Genomic DNA, 25,588 nt, shown 5'->3' on the forward strand with positions numbered 1-25,588 from the left:
CATTCGGTCACGGACAGGAATGGCGCCGGATTTCAGCATCAGGACCGCACTGGAAGGGGTCGCTTCGCGGCCCCTTTCCTTATGCCAGGGGGAGGATTGTGACGGCATCCCCCGCAACGGCCGGGGGTGATCCGGCGGGGCGTATTATCAGGCAATCGGCCATCGCCATGGCGGCGGTCGCCGCGCTGTCCTGGGAGGTGAGGGAGACGATGCCGGCCTCGCTGCGATAAGCGCGCAGATAATCGTCGCGTTCACCGGTCGCGGGAAGGGGGGCGGTAAGCGTCGCGGGCGCCGTCCGGGGCAGGGGGGCGACCGAGCCCATGAGATGCCGCACCAGCGGAAGCAGGAAAAGGGTCGCGGTGACGAAGGCGGACACGGGATTGCCGGGCAGGCCCAGGAAGACGGCGGAACCCAAGGTGCCCGCCATCAGGGGTTTGCCGGGCCGCATCCTGATCTTCCAGAAATCGAGCGAGCCGCCCGCCTTGGTGAAGGCGGGGCGGACGATGTCATGATCGCCGACCGACGCACCACCGGTCGAGACGATGATGTCGGCTTGCCCGGCGCGACTGAAAATAGCGGCCATGCTGTCGAGATCGTCGCGAATGATGCCGAGGTCGACGACTTCGCAGGGCAACCCGCCCAGCAGCGCGGCCAACATCGGTGCATTGGAAGCGGGCAATTGGCCGGGCCGGGCGGGCGTGCCCGGCGGCACCAACTCGTCGCCGGTCGAAAGCAGGGCGATGCGAGCGGGACGCGCGACCGGCAAGGAGCCATGGCCGCCCAGGACGGCGAGGGCGATCTGGGCCGGACCGAGCGCGGTGCCTGCGGGCAGGAGAAGACCGCCTTTGCCAAAATCCGAGGCCGCGGGCCGCACGTTGCGGCCCCGCGCCAGCGGTCCCTCGGTAGAGCGGATGACATGGCCCTCCCTTGCCGCATCTTCCTGGATCAGCACGCCGTCCGCGCCTTCCGGCAATGGCGCGCCGGTGAAGATGCGGCAGGCCTGGCCGGGCGCGAGGGCGGATGGCAATGATCCGCCCGCCGCGCTTTCGCCCGTCACCTGCCATGGGCCGGGCCATTCGGCGGCGCGGATCGCATAGCCGTCCATGGCGGAGAGATCGGCCCAGGGCTGATCGCGCAGAGCCGGGAGGTCACGGGTGAGCCAGCGTCGCGCGCAGGCGGGAATCGGCATGTCCTCGGTCGGAAGCGGCTCGGCCAATGCCATCAGCCGGCGTTGCGCTTCTGCGACCGGGAGCAGGCTCATGCCGCGCGTCCATCCTGGGCCGTCCAGGCGCCGGACTTGCCGCCGCTCTTGGCCAGCAGGCGGACTTCCCCGATGACCATGGCCTTGTCCAGCGCCTTGGCCATGTCATAGACGGTCAGCAGGGCGACCGTCGCGGCGGTGAGCGCTTCCATCTCGACGCCGGTCTGGCCCGTGGTTCTGGCGGTGGCGGTGACGGTCACGCCCGTAGCATCGAGATCGAAATCGACCGTCACGCTGCTGAGCGCGATCGGGTGGCAGAGCGGGATCAAATCGGCGGTGCGCTTGGCGGCCATGATCCCGGCGACGCGGGCGACGGCCAGGACATCGCCCTTCTTCACCAGTCCCTGCGCGATGGCGGCGGCGGCCTCCCCGCTCATGGTGATGCGGCCGGTGGCGATCGCTTCGCGGGCGGTCATGGCCTTGGCCGAGACATCGACCATATGGGCCGCGCCGTCCGCGTCCAGATGGGTGAGCTTGCTCATCGTCCCGTCAGCAGGTTGCGCGTGGCGGCTTCCACATCGGCCTGGCGCATCAGCGTTTCCCCGACCAGGAAACAGCGCACGCCATGGTCCGCCATGGCCGTGAGGTCCGCATGGCTGCCGATGCCGCTTTCCGCGACGAAGGTGCAGCCTTCGGGAGCCTGCCCCACCAGCTCATAAGTACGGGCGAAATCCACCGTGAAGTCCCGCAGATCGCGATTATTGACGCCGATCAGGCGGGAGCGGAGTTTCATCGCGCGCTCCAGTTCCTGCGCGTCATGGACTTCGATCAGGGCATCCATGCCAAGGCCGAGGGCCGCATCCTCGATCTCCGCCATTTGGCCGTCGTCCAGCGCGGCGACGATGATCAGGATCGCGTCGGCACCCAAGGATCGGCTTTCCAGCACCTGCCAGGGATCGACCATGAAATCCTTGCGCAGCACCGGCAGGGCGCAGGCCGAACGAGCGGCCATCAGATAGTCGTCATGACCCTGGAAATAGGGCTCGTCGGTCAACACCGAAAGGCAGGCCGCGCCGCCCGCCGCATAGGCCTGCGCATGGGCGGGCGGGTCGAAATCGGGGCGGATCAGGCCCTTGGACGGGCTGGCCTTCTTGATCTCCGCGATCAGGCCGAAGCCGGAGCGGGCGGCATCGTCCAGTGCCTTGCGGAAACCGCGCGGCGGCGTCTGCTCGGCGGCGCGGGCATGCAGGGTGGATACGGTGATCGCGGCCTTGCGGCGGGCGACTTCCTCTCGCTTCACATCGCAGATTTCGATCAGCTTGTTGGTCATTTATAGGCAATCCAGCAATTGAGGAGCGCGTTGGCAAGGCCGCGATCGATGGTTTCGGCGGCTTCTTCCACGCCTTCGCGGAAATCGGCGACAGCGTCCGCGACGACAAGGGCGGCGGCGGCGTTCAGCAGCACCGCGTCGCGATAAGGCCCCGTTTCGCCTTGCAACAGGGCGCGCAGGGCAGCGGCATTATGGGCGGGGTCGCCGCCCCGGATCGCATCGACCGGATGGGTGGAGAGGCCGAGTTCCGCGGCGGTCAGGCGGTGCATGGCGACCAGGCTGTTGCCCTTCACCTCGGCCAGGTCGTTGCCGCCCGCCAGCGACAGTTCGTCCAGCCCTTCGTCACCGGACACGATCATGGCATGGTCGACGCCAAGGGCCGCCAGCGCTTCGGCATAGATGGGGACATAGTCCGGGCGGGCGATGCCCACCAGCTGGCGGCGTACCCGGGCCGGATTGGCGAGCGGACCCATCAGGTTGAAGATGGTGCGTTCGCCGATCGCCTTGCGGATGGAAGCGAGCCCTTTGAGCGCGGGATGATAATTCTGCGCGAAGAGGAAACAGATGCCAAGGTCGGCCAGCGTCGCTTCGGCCGTCGCGGCGGCGCGGTCGAGGTCGAGGCCAAGCGCTTCGAGCGTGTCGGCAGCGCCCGCCTTGGAGGAGGCGGCGCGGTTGCCGTGTTTGGCAACGGGGGTGCCACTGGCCGCGACCACCAGCGATACGGCGGTCGAGACGTTCAGCGTATGGTGGCCGTCCCCGCCCGTGCCGCAGACGTCGATGGCATTTGCCGGAGCACTGACCGGGATCATGCGGGCCCGCATGGCGCGGGCCGCCGCGGCGATTTCCGTGGCCGTCTCGCCGCGGCGGGCCATGGTGACGAGGAAGCTGGCGATGTCCTCTTGCGGCAGGTTGGCATCGAACAGCAGGTCAAAGGCCGCGGCGGCCTGTTGCGCGTCAAGGGGGCCGCTGGGATCGGGCAGCTTGGGGTCGGGCAGGCGGGTCATCGACGCTGCCTTAATCACGGGATCGGGCCGGAGTCGAGATGGTGCCGCAGGAAAGTCTTCGTGCAAGCTGTTTCAGCCTGGCAAAGGCGACACGGCAGGCCCGCACGAAAGCGGGTCAGGCGGCGGTGCGTTCGTGAACCGGGATGCCCGCGATCCGCATGAAATTCGCCAGCATGTCATGGCCATGTTCGGTGGCGATGCTTTCCGGGTGGAACTGGACCGAATGGATCGGCAGGTCGCGGTGACGGAAGCCCATGACCGATCCGTCCTCGCTGGTGGCGTTGACGATCAGGGTTTCGGGAATGTCCTCGACGATCAGCGAGTGATAGCGGGTGGCGGTGAAGGGGGAGGGCAGGCCTGCGAACAGACCGGTGCCGTCATGGGTGACGGGCGATGTCTTGCCATGCATCAGGCCGCCACGGACCACCCTGCCGCCGAAATGCTGGCCGATCGACTGGTGGCCTAGGCACACGCCGAGCAACGGCGCGCCCGCGTCGGCGCAGGCGGCGACGAGGTCGAGGCTGACTCCCGCCTCATTGGGGGTGCAGGGGCCGGGCGAAAGCAGGAAGGCCTGCGCGCCGCTGGAGAGCGCTTGCCCAGCGGAAATGGCGTCGTTGCGGACGACCTCCACCTGCGCGCCCAATTCCATGAGGTAATGGACGAGGTTCCAGGTGAAGCTGTCGTAATTGTCGATGACGAGGATCATGAAACGGCTTTAGCGTGGGATCGAGGGTTGGGAAAGTGGGTCGATCGAGGGATGCAAGCCATGGGGCATTTCGGGATGACGAGGGTGGTCAGATTCGAAAAATCGCCGCCGGCCGTCATTCGGCCGGTGCAGGCCATGTGAAAGCAATGCTGCTTTCCCCGCTTTGTTTGCCCTCGGAATCGAAGCGGCGTTCGGTAATCGTGCCCTCGCCTTGCGCGTCGATCGCGACGATCGTGCTGCAACGGGTGCCGTAGGTGGGATTGCGGATGAAGATGGGGGAGACCCGTGCTTCGGCCGGAACGTCGGAGGGCGTGTCGGGGGCTATGCCCGCATGGGGAAGGGTTTCCGTGCGCAGGGCGTCGAACAGCGGGAGGGGATCGGCGGCTCCCGCCACCAGCCAGTCGAGCAGGGCGGATTTGAGCGCCAGCGTCTTGGGCCAGGGCGCGTCGAGCGTCCCGTTGGAGAGGCCGTAGAGACCGGGGGCGAGTTCGGTGCGCAGCGGCGCCGGGCGGTTGGACAGGAAATGGGCCTGTTCCCCGTCGACGAGGATGAGGTTGAAGGGGTTGAAATCATCCAGAGGCGCTGTTTTCCGGCCCGCCAGCAGGTCCGCCACCAGCACTCCGCGGGAAGCGCGATCGGGATCTGGGGCGCCATAGCCGCGCAAATTGGTGACGATGGCGGCGCGACCCTGTTCGGACACGCCCAGCCAGGTTCCGCCGGACAGCAGGTCGCGGCCCGCGATCAGGGAAGCGGGCTGATCCCAGCGCGCGAGCGGCGCGGCGGGGCGGGCGTGCAACTCGTCGCGATTGCCGATCAGGATCAGCCGCCAGCGCGGATGCGCGTTCCAAGCCATGGCCATGATGCACATGCGGTCTTCCTCCTGATCCGGGACGGCTTGATAAACCGTCTGCGTCTCTCCATATAGGCCCCTGCCGGGTTCGCCCGGCTATGGTGATAAATCGTGTCGTGTAATAGGCGCAGCGGACCCGGGGGCGGTACCCGGCGGCTCCACCATTTATCCCGGTCTTGCCGGGGTGATTGACGGGGCCGAACTAGGATCGACGTGTGTTGAAAAGCGATATTTTCACCCGGCCTGAGTACGCCGTAAAAAGGTTCAAAACTCACAAGTGCCAACGATAACGAGGCTCTTGCTCTTGCTGCGTAATTGATGGCCTCACGGCCGGACATTACTCAAAAAGAACGCGGTTGAACCCACCGGGCAACAGAAGGGAATTCAGCGGCCTCCGGAGGGGCCGGGCAACAGAACCCTCCGGACCTTCATGACATTTTCGGACTTTTCCCGGCGCGCGGTCGATGGACCGTCATGCGCCCTTTTGCGATTCGAATCGGGCGCCGCGTAACCCATTCATTCAATTACATTTTTATGACATTATTGCGTAAAAATTGCAAACCATTGTTTTAAAAGAGATAAAAATCCTTTTTCGGCCTTTGTTCCAGTCTTGTCCCCATGTCATCAAAGTGAAATACTAAGACCTATGCTAGAAAGTTTTTTTGGGAGAATCGGGATGAAGATGGTGGCTGCGACTTTCGGTCTGGTGCTGGCTGCAATCGCGCCGACCATGGCTTTCGCGGCACCTGACGAGGTGGTCGTGGTGGGCGTGCCCGATGGCCGCCTGGCCTCCGGTGCGCTGGTCTCGGGCGATTATGTCCATGCGGCCCAGCGGCTGGAAGTCGTGCGTCCCGACGCGGCCAACGATCCCGCAAGGCTCATCAACCTCGGTAATGCCTATGCCGGCATGGGCAAGATGCAGGCTGCGCGTGCCGCCTATAAGGCTGCCCGTTTCGCGCCGGATTCGATGCTGGTGACGGCCGATGGCAACGAGTCCTCCTCGCGCGAGATCGCGCGGCGGGCGATGGGCCGTCTGAACGCGCAATACGCCATGCGCTGAATGCGCGCGGCGAAAGCCCTGGGTGCAGGGAGAGGGGGCGTCATCCTGGCGTAGGGATGGCGCCCCTGCTTTTGTGTCTCACGGCATGTCATGCAAATGAAATAAGTGTCTTCAAAACGTCATCTTAAAGACGCCGTTTCGTCACTAAATCAAAATCACGCTGTCATCTGCACGCCCTAGCTGCCCGTTCAGAGGGCGACAGGGGGCGTTGTCCGATTCGAGTTCCCCTTGCGCTCCGCATCTCATCACAAGCCGGCTTGCGCCGGAGCGGAGACGACATGGCCAAGATTAACCGTATCCAGACCATCCTCATGGCGGGCTGCGCCTGCGCGGCGCTCAGCGCTTGCGGCGCCGACGACATCGCTTCGCCCGGTGAGGGCACGATCGTCCTGCCGACGCCCACCCCGACGCCGACTCCGACCCCCACGCCGACGCCTACACCGACGGCGGTGACGCCGGCTTCGGGTTGCCCGACGATCGCCGGTTCCGACCAGTTGCAGGATCTGGGCACCATCACCGACGGCAGCAACACCTGGCGCAATTGCGCCTTCCCGGCCCGTTTCAACAGCACGACGGCGATCGCCAAGACCACGGGCGTTATCTACTCGCTGCCCGGCCGCGTCGATGTCGGCACCGACCAGGGCGCCGCGAGCACCGGCTCCAACGTCACCCTGTCGATCGATCCGGGCGTCGTGGTCTTCGCCAGCACCGGCAACGCCTATCTGGCGGTCAATCGCGGCAACAAGATCAACGCCGTCGGCACCGCCGCCAGCCCGATCGTCTTCACCAGCCGCGAAAACGTGACCGGCGCCGCGACCGACCAGTCGTCGGGCCAGTGGGGCGGCATCGTGCTGCTCGGCCGCGCGAAGATCACCGATTGCGACGCACCGGCCGCCGCGCCGGGCACCACCGCCTGTACGCGTGACACCGAAGGCACCAGCAACGCCATTTACGGCGGCGCGGACGATGCCGACAATTCTGGCCGCCTCAGCTATGTGCAGATTCGCTATTCGGGCTTCGTGCTGTCGAACGGCAAGGAATTGCAGGGCCTGACCCCCTCGGGCGTAGGCACCGGCACGCAGATCGACCATATCCAGGTCCACAACAGCTCCGACGACGGTATCGAGGTGTTCGGCGGTTCGACCCATATGAAATATCTGGTCCTGACCGGCAACGAGGACGACAATCTCGACACCGACGTGGGCTTCCGCGGTACGGCGCAGTTCATCATCTCGATCCAGCGCGCCAACGCCAATATCGGCGACACCTTCACCGAGACGGACTCCAACGGATCGACCGTCAACAGCAATGCGAGCGAGGATGCGCTGCCCCGCCAATATCTGAAGGTGGCGAACTTCACCCACATCCAGCGGTCGAACACCGGCGACGACGGCGCGGCCATGATGCTGCGCGGCGGCGCCGACCTGGCCATGGTGAACGGCATCATCGTCAGCCCCGATCAGAGCTGCCTGCGCATCAACAGCGCCACGACCGTGCGCGACGCCGACGCCGCGCTTCAGGACGCGGGCAAGCCGCGCTACCTGTCGGTGGTGATGCAATGCAACGCCACCCCGTTCAAGGGCACGGGCGGCGCGGACGTGGCGCTGGTCCAGTCGATCTTCACGACCGATCCGAACAGCACGTTCACCTACACCCCGTCGCTGACCAGCCTGTTCATCAACGGTGCGACCGAAACCGCCCGCACCGCGATCGATCCCAAGACGGTCGACAGCAACTTCACCACCACCAACTATATCGGCGCGGTGAAGGACAGCAACGACACCTGGTATGCCGGTTGGACTTGCAACTCTGTGACGGCCAGCTTCGGCAGCACGAGCAAGAACTGCACGGCCATCCCGACCGCCTGATCGGTTCCCGACCTCAACAGGGGCGGGGAAGCGTGCATCCGGCGCTTCCCCGCCTTCTTTGCACTGAATTTCTTTGGGGGACATTTTCATGTCACAGCCGCTGAACATGGCGCGTCTGCTCCTGATTTCCACCGCGCTCGTCGCGCCTGCCGCCATGGCCCAGAACGCCGCGCCGACGCCGCCCGTCACGTCGGGCACGCCGACCGCATCCGAGGAAGCCGACGCCCAGGCCGGCCGGGTCGATGTCTCGATCCCCGGTTCCGACATCATCGTCACCGGCCGCCGCACCAGCAACATCTCGCAGGCCGCGCCGCAGGTGGTGAACGTGCTGTCGGCCGCCGACATCAAGCGCACGGGCGAGGGCGACATCGCCGGTTCGCTCCAGCGCGTGACCGGCCTTTCGGTCGTGTCGGGCGGCTATGTCTATGTGCGCGGCCTTGGCGACCGCTATTCGCTGGCACTGCTCAACGGCTCCCCGCTGCCCAGCCCCGAGCCATTGAAGCGCGTCGTCCCGCTCGACATCTTCCCGACCAGCGTGATCGCCTCGACCCTGGTGCAGAAAAGCTATTCGGCCAATTTCCCCGGCGAATTCGGCGGCGGCGTGATCAACCTCACCACCAAGGCGATCCCGGTCGAAAGCTATCTGGAACTGAGCGTCGGCAGCTCGGCCAACACCGAAACCTCGGGCCAGCTTGGCTATACCTATTATGGCGCCAAGTCGGACTGGACCGGCTTCGACGACAGTTCGCGCGACGTCCCGCCGCTGCTGGCCGACGCTTTCAAGAGCGGTGTGCCCTTCTCCAACATGCCGCGCGGAGAGCAGCAGGCGATTGCCATGCAGTTCCTGAACGCCAAGACTTCGGTGCTGCAGCGGACCAACAGCCTGCCCTTCAACTTTTCCGCGTCGCTGAACGGGGGCACGTCCTTCGACATCGGCAGCGACGGTCGCATGGGCCTGTTGCTGACCGCATCCTACAGCAACAAGTGGCGCACGCGCGAGACGCTGCAACAGGCGTCGACCGACCTGACCCAGGCACCCGGCAAGACCGGCACGCAGGTCAACACGGATAATGACGTCACCGTGAACGCCCTGTTCGGCGTCGGGCTGGAACTGGGCGATCAGAAGATCCGCTGGACCAATGTCTTCATCCGCGACACGCTGAAGCGCGGCGCCCTGTCGCTCGGCCAGAATAATGGCGAGATCGAGGGTGCGGATTACATGAAGCAGAACACCGCCTGGTATGAACGGCAGTTGATCGACACGCAGTTGGTCGGCGAGTTCAAGCTGGCCGATGCGCTGAGCCTGGACCTGCGCGGCGGCTATGCCAATTCGCAGCGCGAAGCGCCTTATGAGCGCGAGTTCGAATATGTGCGCACCAACCGTCCCCTGGCGATCGATCCGGTGGGCGACCGCTTCATCAACGCGCTGAACCGTCAGCGCGGCGATGCATCGATCACCTTTAGCGACCTGAACGAGGATCTGTGGTCGGCGGGCGCTGACCTCAGCTACAAATTCTCGCCCGCTTTGACGCTGACGGCGGGTTATGCGTTCAGCGACACCAAGCGGACATCCTCGCGCTACGAACTGCATTTCGATGCGACCAACCTGCCGATCGGGGCGCAGCAGATGCGGCCCGACTATCTGCTGTCGGACGCGGCGATCCAGCTCTACGACATGGGCCTGCTGGACTTTTCCGGCAATTATCCGGTCTATGACGCCGCGCTGCGCGTCCATGCCGGTTATGGCCAGGTGAAGGCGGAACTGGTGCCGGGCCTCACCATCGATGCGGGCGTGCGCTATGAAAAGGGCAAGCAGTCGGTCACGGGCGTCGATGTCTACAATAGCGGGCTGACCCCGGTGAACAGGATCGACAAAAGCTATTGGCTGCCTGCCGCGACCGTGACGTTCGAAGCGTCCAAGGGGCTTCAGTTCCGCATCAGCGGGTCGAAGACCATCGCCCGTCCGCAGTTCCGCGAACTGATCGCGCAGCCCTATATCGACACGGAATCCAACCGCTTCTATCGCGGCAATCCGTTCCTGCAGGACAGCGAGCTTTGGAACGCCGAAGCCCGCGCCGAATGGTATATGGGTCGCGACGAGCGGCTGACGCTGGCCGGTTTCTGGAAGAAGATCGATAATCCGATCGAAACCTACACCACCATCAACGACAAATATGACGTGACCACCAGCTTCGCCAATGCGCCCGAAGCGACGCTCTACGGCGCGGAGATCGAGGCGCAGAAATATCTGCCGCTGGACGGCTGGTCGGATGGCGCCTTCTTCCAGACCCGGCGGATCGTGCTGATCGGCAACTATACCTATACCAAGTCGAAGCTGAAGGTCAGCGACGGCGACACCACCATCCCCTATAGCTATACCACCGGGCCATTGCCGGCGGCGTCGGACTATTTCCAGGACAGCGTGCCGCTGACCGGCCAGTCGGACCATCTGGTGAATTTCCAGATCGGCCTGGAGGATACGGACAGGCTGTCGCAGCAGACGCTGTTGCTGACCTATGCCAGCCCCCGCGTGACGAGTCGTGGTCCGAACCTTCAGCCCGACATCAAGGAGAAGCCGGGCCTGACGCTGGACTTCGTGGCGCGGCAGGGGGTGAAGCTGCCGGGCGGGATCAACAGCGAATTCAAGTTCGAGGCCCGCAACATCACCGGCCGGAAATTCCAGGAGTTCCAGGAAATGGACGGCAACAAGGTGTTCTATAACCGGTACAAGATCGGCACGACCATTGCCGCGTCGTTGACCGTCGCTTTTTAGAGCATCGTGCGCAAAAGTGGGAACCGGCTCTTGCGAAAACTGATGTTATAACAAAATCTTAGATCGCGCGGGCTGCGTCAGGTTTAACGCAGCCCGCTCTGGAAACGACCTCTGCTGGAGGCATCGAACGGTCGATCCGCCACCGGCGGGTCGGCCGTTCTGCGTCTGGAACGATTCGCCTGGCCGGAGGGTTCGTGATAAAGGCCTGACCTGATCATGGCCGGGAAATGCGCGGAGGCAGCGCGTGGAGCGGGAAATCGAACTGAAGCTGGAACTCGTGCCCGAGGCGGCGGACGCATTCGGGCGGTTGGTCTTCCTTCCGGGCGAGAGCGATGTGGCGGCGTTGCACGCGGTCTATTTCGACACGCCGGACCAGGCGCTGGCCGCGCGGGGCATCAGCCTGCGTATCCGCCGCTCGCGCAAGCGGCTGATCCAGACCGTCAAGTCCGGAAACGCGGCCGAGGGCGGCCTGTTCGCGCGGGCGGAATGGGAAATGCCGGTCAAGAGCGAAGTCCCGGTGTTCGATGCCCGCACGCCGATCGCGGCTATGCTGGGGGATGCCGTGCATGCCATTGTCCCCGCCTTTCATGTCGATGTCGAACGGCGGACATGGCGGGTGGCGCAGGACGATGCCGACATCGAATTGGTGCTCGACCGTGGAATGGTGAGCGCGGACGGTCGGCAAACGGCGCTTTGCGAGATCGAACTGGAATTGAAGCGGGGAGAGCCAGGAGCGCTCTTCACCCTGGCGCGGCGGATCGATGCGGAAGTAGCCGTGCGCCCCGGCGTCATGACCAAGGCGGAGCGCGGCTACAGGCTGCGTGGCGCCATGACGGCATGGATCAAGGCGGAGCCGGTCGCGCTTGTCCCCACCATGGCGACGGGTGAAGCCTTTCTGCGGATCGCGGGCGCCTGCCTGCGTCATTATCGGCTGAATGAGGCGATTTTGCTCGATCATTATGACGCCAGGGCGCTGCACCAGGCGCGGGTGGCGATCCGGCGGCTGCGGTCGGCCTTTTCGCTGTTCAAGCCGATATTGCCTCCGGGAGATGTGACGCGTTTCCAGCGCGACTATAAATGGCTTGCCGGAGTGCTGGGCGAGGCGCGCAATCTGGATGTGCTGGCCGATCGGATCGAGGCGGAGGAACTGCGCGGGCGGCTGGAGGCGGTGCGAACCGAGGTGCATGGCCGGGTCGGGGAACGGCTGCGTTCGGCACGCGTGCGGATGTTGCTGATCGATCTGCTGGAATGGCTGACCCTGGGTGCGGGGCATGTCGAAGGGAAAGCGCAGGCTTTACGGGACCAACCGGCGGCCGACTTTGCCGCGCGTCGCCTGCGGCGGCTTCGCAGGCGGATAGTGGAGGACGGCAAGGGTCTTGCGGGATTGAGCGACGAGGCGCGGCATGAGGTGCGCAAGGATGCGAAGAAGCTGCGCTACGCCTCCGAATTTTTTGCCGGGCTGTTCGACCGCAGGAAGGCGAGGCGACGGCATGGGGCGTTCATTGCCGCACTGGAGGAAGTGCAGCGGGACCTGGGCGAACTGAACGATCTGGTCGCTGCGCCGGGGCTGCTGGCGCATTATGGACTGGATAGCGAGGGGGCGGAGGTCCGGAAGAAGCAGAAGCGGAAACTCCTGGCGGCGGCGGCCCGCGCCCATGAGGATCTGGTGGAGGCGCCGCGTTTCTGGCGATAAGGGTGCGTTCCGGCGGAAGAGGGTGGAAAACGGACATTCCTCTATCCCTCTCCCTGTAGGGAGAGGGCTGCGTAGACTTGGCAGCTTGGCGGCTAGTCGTAGCTGGGTGAGGGGGTGAGCGATCCACAGGATCGCGCGGGCCTTCAGCCCGCTCCCCCTCATCCAGCTCCGCCTTAGCTTCACTATGCTCAGCCATGCTTTTAATCCTTCTCCCGAAAGGGTGAAGGAATGCCCTGGTCTGGCCGACCATCTCCCTGTCATCAGTTCCAGGGACGCTCACGGAACCATTTGGTGATGACATGCTTCACGCCGCCCCGCACCTTCATGCCGTGGTGCAGGCTGGCGGCATTATAGTCTCCCGGAGCGCGGCGGTTGTTCCAGGCGAGCAGCTTGCCGGTTTCGGGCTGGACCGTCTTGCCGATCTTGACGAAGCGGGTCGCCCCGCCGGCCGCCGGCTCGTTGAGATAGACCATCAATGTCCAGGTGCGGTTGCCCGCGACCGCGCAATAGCGGGCGAAATCTGGTCCCCTGGGCTCGAAATAATCGGTATGCGCCTTGAATTCCTGGCCGACGGCATAGCGCTGGCCCTGGATCGGCTCGCCATAAGCGGGATCGATACCGGCAAAGGCCGCCAGCTTCGCGTCGATCGTCGCGATGAACGGGTCCGATGGATCGAGGTCGCAGGTCTCGCTGGTACGGAAAGTGCCGTCGCCATTCGCGTCCGCGATGGTCGAAGGGCGGCGATGCGCCTCGATCCGTTCGATCAGGCCCGAACATTCCTGCGCGGAAAGGAAGCCGCGCTGGATGAACAGCGTCAATTCCCGACTGGGGACGCGCTGGACATGGGCGTGCCCCGCGATCCAGGCCGGATCGCCGTCAGGCGCGCAAGGAGGCAGGCGGTCGGCCATCATTCATCCTGAAAAAAGAAGCCGGACGGTCGGAGCGGTCGAACCGAGCATAGGGACAGGCCGATCCAGGTCATTGATTTGCTGCGATTTCCCGACCGCGATCAAGGCCGGCCGATTGAAATCGCTCTGGAAGAGCGCCCTTGCTATCGCTGGCCGTGTGAAATGCAAGCCTTGTCGTTTCTGCGTTGCGATCGTCATCAAAGCGTCACAAAACGGTCATCTGGCGGTAAAGCCATTTGCCTAGCAGGCGCAGACAGCAAGGGGGATGATCGACGCTTATGCGTGTGCCTTATGGCGACAATATCCTGAAGTTCGGCGGACGGCTACGGCCCATCGACTGGCTGTCGGTGGTCGAGAAGCTGCTGCTGGGGATATTGGCGTTGCAAGGCGCCTGGCTGGTCTGGGCGGTGCTGACGCCTGTGGGCAGCTTCGGCCCCTGGGAAGGGCGGCAGGCGCGATTTCTGTCCATCGCCGAGCGGCAGTCGCTATTTTCGGGCTTCGACCCCTTTTATCGCAGCGGTCCGCAACAGGCGGGCAGCGGCGTCGTGACCTCGCTGGCGCTGACGGTCTATGGCATCAGGCTGAACGAAGGATCGGGTCTGGGATCGGCGATCGTCGCCGGGCCGGACGGCGTGCAGAACAGCTTCGCCGTCGGCGAGGAGATCATGCCCGGCGTGAAGCTGAAAGCCGTGGCCTTCGATCATGTCACCATCGATCGCGGCGGCGTCGAGGAACAGGTTTTCCTGGACCAGTCGCAGCCCGCGCCGGCCGCCGCGCCGGAGGGCGGGGTGCCTCCGCCGCCGGTGGCGGGGATCGACAATCCGACCGCCGACATGCTGAAACGCGATGTAGGCCTTACCCCCCGGATGCAGAATGGGCGCGTGACGGGCCTCATCCTGACGGCCAAGGGGCCGACCTTCCAGAATGCCGGTTTCCAGCCCGGCGACATCGTTACCCAGATTGACGGCCAGCCGGTCGGTTCGGTGGGTGATCTTCAGGCGTTGCAGGGCAAGATCATGCCCGGCGCGCGCATCTCTTTGACGATCGAGCGTGGTGCCGCCATGGCCTCGGTCAATCTGACACTGCAAGGCCAATGACCCAAAAATTGCTTCTTTCCGCCGCCATGGCCCTCGCTCTGGCGGCTCCCATCGCATCGCCGGTCATGGCGCAGCAGACGTTGAACGTGCGCGATGCCGATATAAGGGCCTTCATCCAGGACGCGGCGCGGGTGACGGGGCGTACCTTCATCATCGACAACCGGGTGCAGGGGAAGGTGTCGGTCGTCACCGACCGGCCTTTGTCCCGATCGGAATATTTCGAGATTTTCCTGTCGACCCTGCGGGCGAACGGGCTGGTGGCGGTGCCGGCGCCGGGCGGGGCCTATCGCATCCAGCCGGCGGACGGAGCGGCGGGACAGCCCAGCGCCGTCGGGCGGGCGGCCAATCGCAACCAGTTCGTGACGGAGGTGTTCCGCCTGCGTTCGATCGATGCGGCGAGCGCACTGGAAACGCTTCGGCCGCTGGTCAGCAAGGATGGTTCCGTGACGGCGAACCGGGCCGGAAACAGTGTGGTCGTGGCCGACTATGCGGACAATATCGGGCGCATCCGGCAAGTGATCGCACGGATCGACCGGGATACCGCCTCGACCATGACGGTCGTGCTGAAAAATGCCGGGGCGCGGGAGATCGCGACATCGCTTCAGGCTCTGGTGACGACGGGTGGAGAGGGGGCCGCCAAGCCCGCGACCATCGTGCCGGTCGACAGCAGCAATGCGGTGGCGATCCGGGGCGACGCCGGGACCGTGGCGCGGCTGGCGCAGATGGCGCGGGATCTGGACCGCCAGGCGGCGAGCGGAACCGAAATCCGCGTCTACTGGCTGGAACATGCCGATGCGGAGAAGCTTTTGCCGGTGTTGCAGCAGCTTGTCGGGCAATCGACCAGTTCGGCGGTGACGGCTTCGACCCCGGCGGCGGGAGGGGCGCCTTCGGCAGTGCCCGCTGCCGCTTCCTCGGCGCCGATCATGGCGAGTGCGGGCGGGTCCGGCGGCAACGGCATTTCCACGCGCGGCCCCGCCATCGTTACCCGCTATGAGGGCGCCAATGCGATCATCGTCGCGGCGAACAGCGACGTGCAGCGGATGCTGGGCGAGACGATCCGCCAGATCGACACAAGGCGCGAGCAGGTTCTGGTGGAGGCGATCATCGTCGAGATCAGCGATGCCGCGGCGAAGAAACTGGGCGTGCAGTTCCTGATCGGCAGCACGTCCACCGGCTTTGCAGCGACCAACTATTCCAACGCCTCGCCCAATTTGCTGACGATCGCCGGAGCTGTGGCGGCGGACAGGCTGGGTACGACCAAGACCACGATTGTCGCGGCCGACGGAACGACCACCACGACCGAGACGCAGACCAACAGCGATCTTGCCGGCACGCTCCAGCAGGCGGCGGTCGACAGCCTGTCCAGCGCCACCGGCATCATCGGCGGCCTTGGCACGCAGATCGGCAAGAACGGCATTTTCGGTGCGATCCTCAATGCCGTGAAATCGGATACCAACAGCAATATCCTGTCCACGCCGTCGATCATGACGCTGGACAATCAGAAGGCCTCCATTCTGGTCGGGCAGCAGGTGCCGGTGACGACCGGCGAGGCGCTGAGCCAGAATTTCGACAACCAGTTCCGCACCGTCCAGCGGCAGGATGTCGGCATCAAGCTGGAGGTGAAGCCCCAGATCAACACGGGCGGCGCGATCAAGATGTTCCTGAAGCAGGAGGTGTCGAGCGTCGCGGGGCCGGTGTCGAACAACAACAGCGACCTCATCATCAACAAACGCGAGATCGAGACGACCGTGACGGTCGACGATGGCGAGATATTGGCGCTGGGCGGCCTGCTGGACGATAATGAGCGGCGGACGATCGAGCGGATTCCGCTGCTGTCCGATATTCCGGGCATTGGCGAGCTGTTCAAGTCGCGCTCCAAGAGCCGGACCAAGACCAATTTGATGGTCTTCATCCGCCCGACCATCCTGCGGTCGAAGGAGGATGCGCAAAAGCTGACGCAGCAGCGCTACGGCTATATCCGGGGCATGCAGTTGCAGCGCAATCCGGATCAGGAACCGAGCATCGACGAACTGGTCCGCGACTATATGGGCGCGACGCCGCCGGCTCCGGCGCCACAGCCGGGCGATGCCGTGGTACAGCCGCCCGCGCAAATCATCGAGCCGACAGCCCGCCAGTCGAGCGGTGTCGTGCGTCCCGTGGAAATCCCGGCAAGCGGAGAGAAACGGTGAATGAAGCAGCCGCGATGGACCCTGATCCCATCCCCCCGCACGTCGCGCCGCGCGCCGTGGACATACCCTATGTCTTCGCGCGCAGGCATGGCGTCGTCATGCTTCCACAAGAAGGTGAGCGGCTGACCATCGCCGTGCGCGAGGGCAGCGATCCCCGCGTGCTGCTGGAGGTGCGGCGGCATCTGGCGCGCAGTTTCGACGTCCGTTTCGTCGACGGGCCGCAGTTCGACAGGCATCTGTCCGACCATTATGCGATGGAAGGGACCGCCGCCGCCATGGCCGGTTCGCTGGAGGTCGGCGCGGACGAACTGGACATGTTGGCCGCCGATATTCCGACGGCGGACGATCTGCTCGACAGTGCCGACGATGCGCCTGCGATCCGGCTGATCAACGGCATCATTGCCGAAGCGGCGCGGCAGGGCGTGTCCGATATCCATATCGAGCCTTATGAGACCGGCCTGATCGTGCGGATGCGCGTCGACGGCGTGCTGCGCGAAACGCTGCGCATGCCGCCGCATGTCGCGCCGGTCGTCGTCAGCCGCATCAAGGTGATGGCACGGCTCGACATCGCCGAGCGGCGGGTGCCGCAGGACGGACGGATCGGGCTGACACTGGGCGGAAAATTGCTCGACGTGCGCGTGTCGACGCTGCCCAGCCGGGCGGGGGAGCGGGTGGTGCTGCGCATTCTCGACAAGGAGAATGCGGGGATGAGCCTTGACCTGCTCGGCATGATGGGCGCCGCCGACAGGATTTTCCGGGAGGGGTTGCGGGAACCCAATGGCATCATCCTCGTCACCGGGCCGACCGGTTCGGGCAAGACGACGACGCTATATGCGGGCCTTAGGCAACTCAATGACGGGACGCGCAATATCCTGACCGTGGAGGACCCGGTCGAATATGCGATCGAGGGCGTCGGCCAGACGCAGGTGAATGCCAAGGTGGGCCTGACCTTCGCGGCGGGGCTGCGGGCGATCCTGCGGCAGGACCCGGACGTCGTGATGGTCGGTGAAATCCGCGATCGCGAAACGGCGGAGATCGCCGTGCAGGCGTCGCTGACGGGGCATCTGGTGCTGTCCACCGTGCATACCAATGATGCGGTGGGCGCCATCACCCGTATGCGCGACATGCGGGTGGAGCCGTTTCTGCTCGCTTCGACATTGCGCGCCGTCATCGCGCAACGGCTGGTACGGCGGCTCTGCCAGCATTGTCGGGAGCCAGTGCAGGCGGACAAGTCGGCCAGCGCCCTGCTGGGCTTCGATCCCGGCACGATCATCTACCGGGCGCGGGGCTGTGAGGAATGCAACGGCTCCGGTTACAAGGGCCGGATCGGTGTGTTCGAGGCGATCCGGGTGGACGATACGATCCGGCGGCTCATCAATGACGGCGGCGATGAATCGCTGATCGCGCGCCACGCCTTCCTCAATACGCCCAATCTGGGATCGGCGGCGCGGGCCCTGGTGCGCGACGGACAGACCACGGCGGAGGAGGCGATCCGCGTGTCGCGGCGCGATGCGGCGGAGGCGGAAACCATCGCCGATGGCTGAGTTCGATTATATTGCGCTTGACCCTGCGGGGAAGGAGCGCAAAGGATCGGTCAAGGCCGACACGATGGACGATGCCCGCGCCCGGCTGGATGCGCGCAAGCTGTTCATCGTGCGGATCGAGCCCGGTGCCGTCGAAAAGGCGCGCAAGCGGGCGGGGTTGTCGCTGCGGACGCCCCGCCTGTCGGCCAAGGAATTGACCCTGTTCACGCGGCAATTGTCCACGCTGATCCAGGTCAGCCCGCTGGAGGAATCGCTGCGGACCATCGGACGGCAGAGCGAGCAGGCGCATGTCCAGGCGATCGTCGGCAAGGTGCATGCGGGGGTGCTGGAGGGGCGGCGGCTGGCCGATGCGCTGGGCGCCGAGCCGAAAAGCTTTCCGGCGCTCTATCGCGCGATGGTTTCGGCCGGGGAAAGTTCGGGCAGCCTGCCGACGATCATGGAACGGCTGGCCGAATTGATGGAGCGGCAGGCGGTGATCCGTTCCAAGGTGCTGACGGCCATTGCCTATCCCAGCGTGCTGGCGGTCTTCGCCGTATGCGTGGTCGCGGCGCTGATGATCTTCGTCGTGCCCAAGGTGGTCGAGCAGTTCGATACGGTCGGCCAGCAATTGCCGCTGCTGACGCGGATGGTGATGGCAGTTTCAGCCTTTCTGGCGGGTTATTGGTGGTTGTTGCTGATCCTGATCGGGCTTGGCGCCTTCGGCTTCTGGCGGGCGCTCAAGGTCGATGGCTTTCGCTATCGCTTCGATGCCATGCTGCTACGCCTGCCGCTGCTGGGGCGGTTGATCCGTGACCTTCATGCGGCGCGGATGGCGCGGACGCTTTCGACCATGGTGGCGAGCCGGTTGCCGCTGATGGAGGGGCTGTCGCTGACGACGCAGACGGTCCATAATCGCGTGCTGCGGCAGGCTTCGGAGCAGATTGTCGAGGCCATTCGCGGCGGCGGCAGCCTGTCGGCGGCGCTGCGGCGGGCGGGCGTGTTTCCGCCCTTGCTGGTCTATCTGGCGGCGAGCGGGGAGAGCGCGGGACGGCTCGATACGATGCTGGAGCGGGCGGCGGATTATCTGGAGCGGGAATTCGACAGCTTCACCTCCACCGCGCTCGCCATGCTGGAGCCGGTGATCATCATATTGATGGGCGGTATCGTCGCCGTCATCATCCTGTCCATCCTGCTGCCGATTTTGCAGTTGCAGAGCCTGACCGGGGCCTGAAGGAGTGTTTATGTTGGATTTCTTTTCCCGCCGTCATTCCCGCGCTCTCGCGAATGATGGGAGGCGTTCCGCCGAACACGGCTTCAGTTCTTCGCGACGTTCCGCCGAACACGGCTTCACGCTGGTCGAACTGATGGTCGTCATCGTCATCATCGGCCTGCTGGCGACGATCGTGGCGATCAACGTCATTCCGGCGACCGACACGGCGCGGGTCGAGAAGGCCAAGGCCGACATCGCCACGATCGAGCAGGCGCTGGAGCAATATCGGCTCGACAATCTCAGCTATCCATCGGCCACGGACGGGTTGCAGGCGTTGATCAATCCGCCCGCCTCGCTTGCCCAGCCGCAGCGCTACCGGCGTGGCGGCTATATCAAGAAGCTGCCGAACGATCCCTGGGGGCGGCCCTACGGCTATGCCGTGCCGGGCCGGAAGGGCGCCTTCGAGATCAGTTCGCTGGGTGCGGACGGTCAGCCGGGCGGTGAGAATGAAAATGCCGACATCACTTCCAGCGAGCTTTGATCGCGGCTTTCGGGCAGGCCTTACCCCTTTGCGACGTTCCGCCGAACACGGCTTCACCCCTTTGCGACGTTCCGCCGAACACGGCTTCACTTCCCTGAGGCGTTCCGCCGAACACGGCTTCACGTTGATAGAACTGATGGTCGTGCTGACGATCATCGGCTTCATTTCGGCCGCGGTGGTGTTGGCGATCCCCGATCCGCGCGGACGGGTGATCGAGGATGCCGACCGCTTCGCCGCACGTGTGGCCGCCGCGCGCGACGAAGCGGTCGTCACCGCGCGCCCCATCGGCGTGTGGGTTTCCGCGTCGGGCTACGGGTTCCAGCGTCGCGATGGAGGGCAATGGGTGGGGCTGGAGGACAAGCCCTTCGTCACTGCCAACTGGAAGGGGGGCACGCGGGCATTAGTCGGCAAGGATGGGCGGCAGCAGATCGGTTTCGACGGCACCGGCCTGCCGACCGATCCGATGACGGTCACTTTGGCGCGTGAGGGCGAGCGGGTGTCGGTGACGGTCGATATGGCCGGAAAGGTGCTGGTCGGTGGTTGAGCGGATCGGCCCTATGGACCGACATGCGGGGCAATGGGGCTTCACCCTGCTCGAAATGCTCGTCGCGCTGGCGGTGTTCAGCCTGGCGGCGCTTGCTCTGGTGCGCTTGCAGGGCGTGACATTGCACACGGCGGCCGATCTCGACAGCAAGGCCATGGGACAGATCGTCGCGCGTAACCTGATGGTGGAACTTCGGACCGATCCCGCGCCGCCTTCGCTTGGCAGCGAGGAAGGCGAGGTCGATAATGGTGGCCGGCGCTGGCATTGGACGCGGCAAGTCAAGGCGACCGACGACAAGCGGCTGTTGCAGGTGAATCTGGTGGTCGATGGGCAGTCGGGTTCCTCGCCGGTCGTGCTGAGTTTCGTGCGGGTGGTCCAATGACCTGTCCGCCCGCCATGGAACGGGGCTTCACCCTGATCGAACTGCTCGTGGCGCTGATGATCTTCGCCATGCTCGCGGCGGCGGGGGTGCTGTTGCTGGGCAACAGCGTGTCGGCGCAGGCGCAGATCAGGCTGCGGCTGGACGACATGGCGGCGGTGCAGCGGGCGGGCGGCGCGCTGGCGGCCGATCTGGGGCAGGCGGTCCCGCGCATCAGCCGCACGGAGGCGGGGACGCTGGCGCCCGCCTTCTGGTCGCATCGGGAGGGTGAGAGCCTGCCCGTGCTTCAATTCGTGCGGGGGGGCTGGGACAATCTGGGCGACCTGCCGCGGCCTTCCTTGCAGAAGGTCGAATATTGGGTGCGGCAGGGGCGGCTGGAGCGGCGCACCTATGCCCAGGTCGACGGCGCGGCGGGCGGCGAACCGGCGGCATTGCTGAGCCATGTCGAGGATGTGGCGCTGCGTTTCCGCGATGCAGGTGGCGAGTGGCGCGACGAATGGGTGCCGACCCAGCCCGACCTGATGCCGCGCGCCGTGGAGATGACGGTGACGCGGACGGGCGAGCCGCCGGTGACATTGCGCTTCCTGGTCGGGCCCGGGCCTGTGGAAAGGCTGGAGGGGGTGGCAACCAGTGGTTGATTCCCGGAACAGGAAGGAGCGCGGCGCGGCGCTGCTGACGGTGCTGCTGCTGGTAGCGGTGATGGCGGTGGTCGCCACGACGGCGCTGGAGCGACTGGCGCTGGCGACGCGGATGACCGGCAATGGCGGTGCGATCGATCAGGCACGCGCCTTTGCCGATGCCGGGACGGAAATAGCGCGCCTGCGGATCGGCGATCTGGTGGCGGCCAATCCGGGCAAGACGACGCTGGCCGGGAACTGGATGGGCACGCCACAGGCCATTCCAGTGCCGGGCGGCGTGGCGACGGCGCGGGTGACGGACGGCGGCAATTGCTTCAACCTCAACAGCGTGGTGGCGGGGACAAGCGAGGCCGATCTCAAGGTCCGGCCGGTCGGCGTGTCGCAGTTCCAGGCGTTGTTGCAGGCACTGGGAGTCGATGCGCGGCAGGCGCAGGTGGCGGCGGCATCCCTGGCGGACTGGATCGATACGGACGGCGTGCCCCAGCCTGGCGGGGCGGAGGATGACATCTACGCGCAGGCCGCGCAGCCCTATCGCACGGCCAATCGCTTCATGGTCGATCCCAGCGAATTGCGCGCCGTGCACGGGGTGACGCCCGCCATCTACGATCTGGCGCGGCCCTGGGTCTGCGCCCTGCCGACGGCGGATCTGTCGCCGATCAACATCAATACGCTGCTGCCCAGCCAGGCGCCGCTCTTCGCCATGCTGATGCAGGGGCAATTGAGTGTCGCGCAAGCGCGGCAATTGCTGGCACAACGGCCTGCGGAGGGGTACGGCAGCACGGTGGCGTTCTGGGCCGTGCCCGCGCTGGCGGGATTGAGTCCGCTCGAGGAAGTGGCCAACCAGGTCAAGTTGACGACAGGATTTTTCGGAGTGGAAGTGTCGGTGGATGTCGGGGGGACGCAGGTGGTCGAACGGGCGCTGATCGATGCGCGGCAGAGCCCGGCGATGCTGATACGCCGTAATTGGGGGGGCGGGGCGTGAGCCAGGCCGAAGGATTGATCGTCACGCTGGCCGAGGAGCCGGGGGCCGAGCCGCACTGGATGCGGGTGGCGAACGGCGCAGTGGTGCAGACGGGCGAGGGGGCGAACTGGCTGGCGGCTTGCGGGCTTGCCGCCTTGCCCGATGATATGACCGTGATGCTCGTCCCGCCGGCGGCGCTGGTGACGCTGCATGAGGGACGCTATCCCGACCTGCCCGCGCGGCAGGGCCGGGCGGCGGCGCGGCTGGCGGCTCTGGCCGGCGGTGTCGTGCCCGCCGATCAGCTTTTCGCGGCCGCCAATGAGAATGACGACCCGGCCCGGCCCCATCTGGTCGCCGTGGCGGCGCGGTCCGACATGCAGCATTGGCTGCTCTGGGCGCAGCATCATGGGCTGGACCCCGACATCATCGTGCCGGCGCCCTTGCTGTTGCCCGAACCGCAGGATGGTTTCCAGCGCGGGATCGTCGGTGGCGCGCCGGTGTTGCGCGGCACGGATATGGCGCTGGCGGGCGATCTCGCCTTGCCGGAGCTGATCGGCGATGCCGTTGTCCGGGATGTGCCCGATGAGCAGATCGATGCGCGGGCGATCGCCGCGCTCGACGCGCCGCCGCTGGACCTCAGGCAAGGCGATTTCGCGAAAAGGGTGCGCCGATCGTTTGACAGGCGGACGCTGGGGCGGCTCCTGCTCTGGAGCGGATTGATCCTGCTCGTCAGCTTGTCGATCGCGCTGGTGGGACTGGCGAAGCGGCATTTCGCGGCGAGCGGGCTGGATGCGGACAGTCTGGCGCTGGCGCGGCAGGTGGTGCCCGGCGCGACCGATCCGGTCCAGGCGGAGGCGGAGATGGACCGCCAGCTCGCGGCGCGCGGGGCGGGGGGCTATGCCTTCACCGCGCCGGTCGCCGGGGTGCTGAAGGCGATGCAGGATGTGCCGGGCGTGTCGCTGACTGCCCTGTCGCGCGATCCGGACGGGATGGTGCGGGCGACGCTGGCGGCGGCGCGGATGGAGGACATCAACGGCGTGCTGCTGGCCTTGCAGGCGGCCGGTTTCACGATCACGGCGACGCCTTCGCAGGAGCCGGGCGGGCGGATGCTGGCGGATATCACGGTGCGGTCATGATGGAACGTCTGAAAACGGTATGGGGCGAGCGGTCGCCGCGCGAACAGTGGATGCTGGGCGTGATGTTCGCATTGCTGGCGGTGGTGATCCTGTGGCTGGGGTTGCTGCGGCCGCTCGATATGGCGCGGCGTTCCACCCGCGATGCGCTGCGGGAGGCGACGGACCGCAATGCGTCGATCCGGGCCAAGGTGAAGCTGCTGAAGTCCTTGCCTCGTGCGGCCGGAACCGTGGATGCGGGCGTGCCGCTTGACCAGTTCATCGGGCAGAGCGCGGGTGAGGCCGGGCTGACGCTGGAGCGCGCGCAGGCGCAGGGTGGCGACCGGCTGGACATGGCGATCGCATCGGTGCGGCCGGTGGCGCTGTTTTCCTGGCTGGCGGGACTGGAGGCGCAGGGCGTGCGGGTCGAGACGATGAGCGCGCGGCCGTCCCCCACTGCCGGCAGCGTGTCGGTGCAGGCGGTGCTGGTACGGGGCGGCGGGCAATGATGGGCCTGTCGCTTTCGCGCAGGATGCGGATCGCCTTGATCCTTCTCTTCGCCCTGGGTTTCGTCCTGTTCCTGCCCATGCGGATCGCGCTGGGCATGGCGGGGCTGGAACGGCTGGGCGTCGCCGCCCGTGAAGTGCAGGGAACGGTGTGGAGCGGCGGGATCGACCGGCTGATGCTGGGGACGACGTCGCTCGGATCGGTTCATGCCGGCTTGTCGCCCCTTCCCCTGCTGGTCGGGCGGGCGCGGTTCGATGTCTGGCGGCGCAACGGCGCGGCGGATGACGTGGCGGGCGCGCTGACGGTCGGGTTCGGGCGGATCGGGATCGATGATGTGACGGGCGCGGTGCCGCTGGGGCGGACCTTCGCGCCATTGCCGGTCAGCAGCTTCGTCATGGACGATGTGTCGGCTTATTTTTCCGGCGACCGTTGCGGTCATGCCGAGGGGCGGGTGCGGGCGCAGATGGCGGGGCAGTTTCCGGGGCTCAATCTCAGCCAGGGCCTGTCCGGCGTGGCGAGCTGCGATGGCGAGGCACTGCTGCTGCCGCTGGTGAGCCAGTCGGGGCTGGAGAAGGTCGATCTGCGCCTCTGGCGCTCAGGCCGCTACGTGGCGGAGATGCGGGTGGAAACGGCGGATGCGACCCTGGGCGACGCGCTCGCCAAAGCGGGCTTTGCCGATGCCGGGGGCGTGCGGGTGCTGAAGGTCGAAGGGATGCTGTGATCCACATCTTTCCCGCCTTGCTGGGCGGCATAGCGGGCGCCATTGCCGGGAGTTTCCTCGCCACGCTGATCCTGCGCTGGCCGCAGGGACGTGGCGTTGCGCGCGGGCGATCGGCCTGTGACGGGTGCGGACGTGTTCTGGGCGCGGTCGACCTTATCCCCCTAGTGAGCGCGCTGGCGCAGCGCGGGCGCTGCCGGACCTGCGGCGCGGCGATCGATCCGCTGCATGGGCGGATCGAGGCGGGCTGCGCGATCGTCGGTGCGCTGGCCCTTGGTTTCGCGCCCGACCTGGGCGGGATCGGATGGGCGTTGCTCGGTTGGCTGCTGCTGACACTGGCGGTGCTGGACAAGCGGCATTTATGGCTGCCCGACGCGCTGACCCTGCCGCTGGCATTCCTGGGCTTCACCATCGGGCTCTGGAGCACCGATGCCGGGATGGGAGATCGCGTGATCGGTGCCGCCGTGGGTTATCTGGCGCTGCTGTGCGTCGCGCTCGGCTATCGGCGGTTGCGGGGGCGCGAAGGGTTGGGACTTGGCGATGCCAAGTTGCTGGGCGCGCTGGGCGCCTGGTTCGGTTGGCAGGCCTTGCCCTTCATCGTGTTGCTGGCCGCCAGTCTGGGGTTGCTGGCCGTTCTGGCGGCGATGGCGGTGGGCCGGGCGGTCGACGCCAGGACACAGGTCCCGCTGGGCACTTTCCTGGCCGTCGCCGCGGTGCCGGGCTGGTGGCTGTCGGTGCTGGGCACCGGCGTTGGAGCATGACCCATGCAGAGAATT

The 25,588-nt window shown here is 65.9% G+C and carries 24 protein-coding genes and 1 other RNA gene; 18 read left to right on the plus strand and 7 right to left on the minus strand.

Annotation, left to right across the window (positions count from 1 at the left end; translation table 11 throughout):
* Positions 1-79: 79 nt before the first annotated feature.
* The 6 genes from CAF53_RS13670 to CAF53_RS13695 form a co-directional block, all read right to left on the minus strand.
* On the minus strand, positions 80-1,261 hold the full coding sequence (locus CAF53_RS13670; protein WP_100238334.1) for a molybdopterin molybdotransferase MoeA: 1,182 nt from the start codon (positions 1,259-1,261) through the stop codon (positions 80-82).
* Positions 1,258-1,743, minus strand: a complete 486-nt coding sequence (gene moaC, locus CAF53_RS13675) for a cyclic pyranopterin monophosphate synthase MoaC (protein WP_100238335.1) — start codon at positions 1,741-1,743, stop codon at positions 1,258-1,260. Before moaC ends, CAF53_RS13670 begins: the two co-directional genes overlap by 4 nt.
* Complete coding sequence (gene trpC, locus CAF53_RS13680; protein ID WP_046764460.1) at positions 1,740-2,531, minus strand: indole-3-glycerol phosphate synthase TrpC; 792 nt, start codon at positions 2,529-2,531, stop codon at positions 1,740-1,742. Before trpC ends, moaC begins: the two co-directional genes overlap by 4 nt.
* Positions 2,528-3,535, minus strand: coding sequence for an anthranilate phosphoribosyltransferase (trpD, locus tag CAF53_RS13685; RefSeq protein WP_046764459.1), 1,008 nt, complete (start codon positions 3,533-3,535; stop codon positions 2,528-2,530). Before trpD ends, trpC begins: the two co-directional genes overlap by 4 nt.
* 115 nt (positions 3,536-3,650) lie before the next feature.
* Positions 3,651-4,241, minus strand: coding sequence for an aminodeoxychorismate/anthranilate synthase component II (locus tag CAF53_RS13690; protein WP_046764458.1), 591 nt, complete (start codon positions 4,239-4,241; stop codon positions 3,651-3,653).
* 115 nt (positions 4,242-4,356) lie between these two features.
* Positions 4,357-5,109, minus strand: coding sequence for an NRDE family protein (locus CAF53_RS13695; RefSeq protein ID WP_100238818.1), 753 nt, complete (start codon positions 5,107-5,109; stop codon positions 4,357-4,359).
* Between the two features lie 23 nt (positions 5,110-5,132).
* Here CAF53_RS13695 and ssrA point away from each other — a divergent pair.
* The 5 genes from ssrA (at position 5,133) to CAF53_RS13720 (ending at position 12,485) form a co-directional block, all read left to right on the plus strand.
* Positions 5,133-5,478: a transfer-messenger RNA gene (gene ssrA, locus CAF53_RS13700) on the plus strand.
* Positions 5,479-5,767: 289 nt separating this feature from the next.
* Complete coding sequence (locus tag CAF53_RS13705) at positions 5,768-6,151, plus strand: hypothetical protein (protein WP_100238336.1); 384 nt, start codon at positions 5,768-5,770, stop codon at positions 6,149-6,151.
* Positions 6,152-6,429: 278 nt separating this feature from the next.
* Entirely contained in the window at positions 6,430-8,019 is a 1,590-nt protein-coding gene (locus tag CAF53_RS13710; RefSeq protein WP_100238337.1) for a hypothetical protein, read from the plus strand.
* Positions 8,020-8,107: 88 nt separating this feature from the next.
* On the plus strand, positions 8,108-10,792 hold the full coding sequence (locus tag CAF53_RS13715) for a TonB-dependent receptor (protein ID WP_100238338.1): 2,685 nt from the start codon (positions 8,108-8,110) through the stop codon (positions 10,790-10,792).
* A 244-nt stretch (positions 10,793-11,036) separates the two neighbouring features.
* Positions 11,037-12,485: a CYTH and CHAD domain-containing protein gene (locus tag CAF53_RS13720; protein ID WP_100238339.1), complete on the plus strand. Its 1,449-nt coding sequence runs from the start codon at positions 11,037-11,039 to the stop codon at positions 12,483-12,485.
* A gap of 260 nt (positions 12,486-12,745) precedes the next feature.
* Here CAF53_RS13720 and CAF53_RS13725 read toward each other — a convergent pair whose 3' ends face one another.
* Positions 12,746-13,393: a 2OG-Fe(II) oxygenase gene (locus tag CAF53_RS13725; protein WP_100238819.1), complete on the minus strand. Its 648-nt coding sequence runs from the start codon at positions 13,391-13,393 to the stop codon at positions 12,746-12,748.
* A gap of 278 nt (positions 13,394-13,671) precedes the next feature.
* Here CAF53_RS13725 and CAF53_RS13735 point away from each other — a divergent pair, with 278 nt between their 5' ends.
* From CAF53_RS13735 to CAF53_RS13795, 13 genes are read left to right on the plus strand one after another with little or no spacing between them, the layout of a single operon-like run.
* Positions 13,672-14,490, plus strand: coding sequence for a type II secretion system protein N (locus CAF53_RS13735; RefSeq protein ID WP_100238341.1), 819 nt, complete (start codon positions 13,672-13,674; stop codon positions 14,488-14,490).
* Positions 14,487-16,679: a type II secretion system secretin GspD gene (gspD, locus tag CAF53_RS13740; RefSeq protein WP_100238342.1), complete on the plus strand. Its 2,193-nt coding sequence runs from the start codon at positions 14,487-14,489 to the stop codon at positions 16,677-16,679. Before CAF53_RS13735 ends, gspD begins: the two co-directional genes overlap by 4 nt.
* Before the next feature lie 14 nt (positions 16,680-16,693).
* Positions 16,694-18,223 (plus strand): type II secretion system ATPase GspE, encoded by a 1,530-nt coding sequence (gene gspE / locus CAF53_RS13745; protein WP_046764884.1) that lies wholly within the window; start codon positions 16,694-16,696, stop codon positions 18,221-18,223.
* Positions 18,216-19,433 carry a type II secretion system inner membrane protein GspF gene (gene gspF, locus CAF53_RS13750; RefSeq protein ID WP_046764449.1) on the plus strand — a complete coding sequence of 406 codons (1,218 nt, stop codon included), beginning with the start codon at positions 18,216-18,218 and terminating at the stop codon, positions 19,431-19,433. Before gspE ends, gspF begins: the two co-directional genes overlap by 8 nt.
* Before the next feature lie 10 nt (positions 19,434-19,443).
* The gene (gene gspG / locus CAF53_RS13755; RefSeq protein WP_100238343.1) at positions 19,444-19,953 is read left to right on the plus strand and encodes a type II secretion system major pseudopilin GspG; all 510 of its coding nucleotides are present in this window, start codon (positions 19,444-19,446) and stop codon (positions 19,951-19,953) included.
* The gene (locus CAF53_RS13760) at positions 19,925-20,497 is read left to right on the plus strand and encodes a GspH/FimT family pseudopilin (RefSeq protein WP_100238344.1); all 573 of its coding nucleotides are present in this window, start codon (positions 19,925-19,927) and stop codon (positions 20,495-20,497) included. Before gspG ends, CAF53_RS13760 begins: the two co-directional genes overlap by 29 nt.
* 13 nt (positions 20,498-20,510) lie before the next feature.
* Positions 20,511-20,879, plus strand: a complete 369-nt coding sequence (gene gspI / locus CAF53_RS13765; protein ID WP_100238345.1) for a type II secretion system minor pseudopilin GspI — start codon at positions 20,511-20,513, stop codon at positions 20,877-20,879.
* Positions 20,876-21,514 (plus strand): type II secretion system minor pseudopilin GspJ, encoded by a 639-nt coding sequence (gene gspJ, locus CAF53_RS13770; protein WP_046764446.1) that lies wholly within the window; start codon positions 20,876-20,878, stop codon positions 21,512-21,514. The genes gspI and gspJ overlap by 4 nt, the downstream gene beginning before the upstream one ends.
* Positions 21,507-22,496 (plus strand): type II secretion system minor pseudopilin GspK, encoded by a 990-nt coding sequence (gene gspK, locus CAF53_RS13775; protein WP_100238346.1) that lies wholly within the window; start codon positions 21,507-21,509, stop codon positions 22,494-22,496. The genes gspJ and gspK overlap by 8 nt, the downstream gene beginning before the upstream one ends.
* A complete protein-coding gene (gene gspL, locus CAF53_RS13780; protein WP_046764882.1) occupies positions 22,493-23,611 on the plus strand; it encodes a type II secretion system protein GspL in 1,119 nt (372 codons plus the stop codon). The genes gspK and gspL overlap by 4 nt, the downstream gene beginning before the upstream one ends.
* Entirely contained in the window at positions 23,608-24,096 is a 489-nt protein-coding gene (locus CAF53_RS13785; RefSeq protein ID WP_100238347.1) for a type II secretion system protein M, read from the plus strand. Before gspL ends, CAF53_RS13785 begins: the two co-directional genes overlap by 4 nt.
* Positions 24,093-24,815: a type II secretion system protein N gene (gene gspN, locus CAF53_RS13790; protein ID WP_100238348.1), complete on the plus strand. Its 723-nt coding sequence runs from the start codon at positions 24,093-24,095 to the stop codon at positions 24,813-24,815. The genes CAF53_RS13785 and gspN overlap by 4 nt, the downstream gene beginning before the upstream one ends.
* Positions 24,812-25,573: an A24 family peptidase gene (locus CAF53_RS13795; protein WP_100238349.1), complete on the plus strand. Its 762-nt coding sequence runs from the start codon at positions 24,812-24,814 to the stop codon at positions 25,571-25,573. Before gspN ends, CAF53_RS13795 begins: the two co-directional genes overlap by 4 nt.
* The last annotated feature ends 15 nt before the right edge of the window (positions 25,574-25,588 follow it).

This window comes from Sphingobium sp. LB126 (assembly GCF_002795205.1).
Lineage (GTDB): Bacteria > Pseudomonadota > Alphaproteobacteria > Sphingomonadales > Sphingomonadaceae > Sphingobium > Sphingobium chungbukense.